The 3,086-nt window shown below is 55.5% G+C and carries 2 protein-coding genes; one reads left to right on the forward strand and one right to left on the reverse strand.

The features are described 5' to 3' along the window. The first annotated feature begins 299 nt into the window (after window positions 1-299). Window positions 300-689, forward strand: coding sequence for a response regulator (locus ROE7235_RS19115; protein WP_121097555.1), 390 nt, complete (start codon window positions 300-302; stop codon window positions 687-689). Window positions 690-714: 25 nt separating this feature from the next. On the opposite strand, the gene ROE7235_RS19120 is transcribed toward ROE7235_RS19115, so the two are convergent. After that, on the reverse strand, window positions 715-2,889 hold the full coding sequence (locus ROE7235_RS19120; RefSeq protein WP_121097557.1) for an ATP-binding protein: 2,175 nt from the start codon (window positions 2,887-2,889) through the stop codon (window positions 715-717). Between the last annotated feature and the right edge of the window lie 197 nt (window positions 2,890-3,086).

A 3,086-nucleotide genomic window follows, 5' to 3' on the forward strand; every position in this document is an offset into this window, starting at 1 on the left:
CGGGCAGTTGGGTAATGGTATTTGTCGTCATGTGGCATATCCTTTTCTCGGATGAGAATTGCGGCGCGTGAACAACGCCATGATATGCCGCCCCTCAGGGCCATCACCAACTTTTAGCTATATCTCATTGCCATTAGCCTTGGTGCAGTATATACGCTCTTTTCTATGTTCCATGAGATTGGACCTGATGCTCTGTTGCGCCGCGACAACATGATCCGGCGACTCCGGTCCTGTGTTATTACAGCAGTTACTTCCCTACGCTAAGGCCCACAGCCTGTAGATTTGCCATGGAGTAGACATTGCGCCTCTTTATTGCTGAAGATGATATACAACTCTCTACTCTATTGCGCCGTGTGGCTGAGAAAGAGGGTTGGAGCGTAACGACAGTTATGAACGGGCGCGAACTTCTGACCGAGCTGGGCACGGAAGCGGAGCCAGCGCTTTTGGTCATCGACATTCAAATGCCGAAGATGGATGGCATTGAAGTTATCGAAAACCTTGTCGGAATTGAGCGTAGAATCCGCATCCGCTTCATGACCGGCGGGCCAGACAGCTCCGCCCTCGCGGCAAATATGATCGCTAATGCGCGAGATCTCGAGGTCGGGCGCTTTCTCATGAAACCCATCCACGTTGATGCTTTCAGGGCAGTTTTAAAAGAAGAAGCAGCGTTTCTTTCCGATAAGGGATAAGATATCAGCTGTTCATCGTAGAGTCTTATCCGCCAGCCAAAAGGGTTTCGATCATCGACAACAAATCGCCGCGAGGAATCGGCTTGGTGAGAACCGGGTGGCGCGTGGCCACTCCATTGCCCTCAATTGCTGCTTCCTGCGGATATCCGGAGATCAGAAGGATTTTCAATTGCGGATATCTCTGCTCTAGCCGCCTAGCCAACTCTGCGCCTTGGATCGACCCGGGCATGACGAGATCAGAAACCACAAGGTCGAATTGTTCTCCGCGATCAAGCACCTCCCATGCGGCGTCGCCAGTGGCCACATGTTTCACATTATAGCCACCGCGTTCGAGTTGCTGGACCAAAACTCGTGCGACACCGTCTTCGTCTTCCGCGAGCAAGATCCGTGCGCTGTTAGATGCGGAAATAGGTGTTGCTTCCACCGCGTCGTCTGATTGTTCGTCGACACCGTCAACAGGAAGCCAGATGCGGACGGTCGTGCCAACACCGAGCTCGCTATAGATACGGCATGTTCCGCCGGATTGGCGGCAGAAACCCAGTACGGAAGGAAGACCCAAACCCGATCCGTGCGTCGCACCCTTGGTGGTAAAGAACGGTTCAAACGCCCGGTCAATCACATCTCTGGTCATGCCTTCCCCGTTATCGCTCACCGAAACGACGACGTAACGCCCGGGCGTGATCTCCTCGTCTGGCCGCTCTCGGAGGTAGTCGTGCGTGATGCGGGTGTTCGATGCCTCAATGGTAAGTTTTCCTTGTCCACTCATCGCATCGCGCGCGTTTAGCGCAAGGTTCAGAAGCGCGTTCTGCAGGCCATCCGGGTCGATCTTGACCGGCCATAGCCCGGCCGCTGGAACAGTCGTGATCTCGATGGATTCTGGCAGGACCCGCCCAAGCATACTCGCGGTGTCTTGTAGGTCTGATGAGATCTTCAGTCGTTTTGGTTCAAGATGCGACTTACGTCCAATGGACAGAAGCTGACGTGTCAATCGCGCGCCACGTATTGTCGCCTTTTCGGCCTCTGCGAGTAAGCCGTCATCCTTCTCGGCCGCGCCTTCGTCTTTCATCAATTCGATGTTTCCGAGAATGACGCTGAGGATGTTGTTGAAATCGTGCGCGACGCCACCGACAAGACGGCCAAGAGCCTCTCTTCTCTGAGATTGCGACTGAATTCGATAGGCTTCGCGAAGCTCGACTTCTTTGCGCGCGAGAGCTGCTTCGAGCGCCTCGCGTGCTGAAACGCGGGCCCGCATCACTTTCGTTCCAAGAAACCCGATCAAAGCGGTCAGAGCTGCCGCCAACGCGGGTAAGACCGCGTCGGTAGGCGCTAATGTGTAGAACGCGCTGGCACGAAAGGGCCTATCGAAGCCGCCGGTGCGGATTGCTGGCATTTCAAGATCCCGCACAAGCGTGAGCACGAGACCTAGACTATCTCCGGAAGAACCAAGGTTAACGGGCAGATCCGTTCCTGCGACCCCGATTTCGATCTCCAGAGTATGTCTTTTGAAAAGCGCGACGTGATCTGAAAAAAGGGCCGCCGGGGTTATGCCCGCGCCCAGAACAGCTTGCGTCGCCTCTGTCAGGGAGTCGCGATTGGGAAGATATACCGGATACAGTACAAGGAAACTGGATCGGAACTGATCCGTATCCTGTGAAAGAGACACTGGTGCCGAGATCGTCATGACACCCCGCGTCAAGGCATCGCGCGCGGCGCCGAGACGCTCCGGGCTGGAGCCCATGTTGTAACCGAAAACGTTTGATCTACTGGCTGCGGGTTCCACGAGGATGGCCGGAAACAGAGCCTCAGTTTCGCGTTCCGGGAAAAGTTGGAACTCAGGATACCCGGCGACCGTGTAGTCCGGCCCGGCCTGATCCATCAATGCCACGATCTGTTTCTCATCTGCGACCTGGGGCATAAAAGCGAGGGCGCGCTCTGGCCTGCGCACCGCGCCGCGCGTGGCCAATTCATATATTTCTGTAAAGTCGGACGGCGTCAGGGTGGGGTTTCTCTCCAGCGCGGTCGCCATACTGGCCATGCGGACGGAGAGGGTGGCCAAGGCCAGTTTGAGTTCGCTGCGCGCTGACTGGATCTCGAGCGTCGCGTCCGCTCGCTTCTCCTCCAAAGCAAATAGTCCCGCGGCGACAGCAGCAAGCAGGCTCGCGGCCAAAACTACACCATAAGAAAAAAGAGATTTCGGCATCAAGGCTCTCAGGTATGGCTTGAATGAATTGCTCTCGAGCAGACAGTGATACGCTCTGGGTTGTCAAGTCTGAAGTGGTCCGGCAAATTTGGACAGCGTGCTAAGATGTATCCAACGCGCACGAATGGATACGAGAATGACAAAGCGACGGAACTTTTCAGACAAGTTTAAAGCTGCTGTGGCGCTTGAGGCGCTGC

It is taken from the genome of Roseinatronobacter ekhonensis (assembly GCF_900499075.1).
Taxonomy (GTDB): domain Bacteria; phylum Pseudomonadota; class Alphaproteobacteria; order Rhodobacterales; family Rhodobacteraceae; genus Roseinatronobacter; species Roseinatronobacter ekhonensis.

Coding starts and splice junctions, on each gene's coding strand:
- ROE7235_RS19120 (WP_121097557.1), bottom strand. CDS start 2,889: ATGCCGAAATCTCTTTTTTCTTATGGTGTAGTTTTGGCCGCGAGCCTG.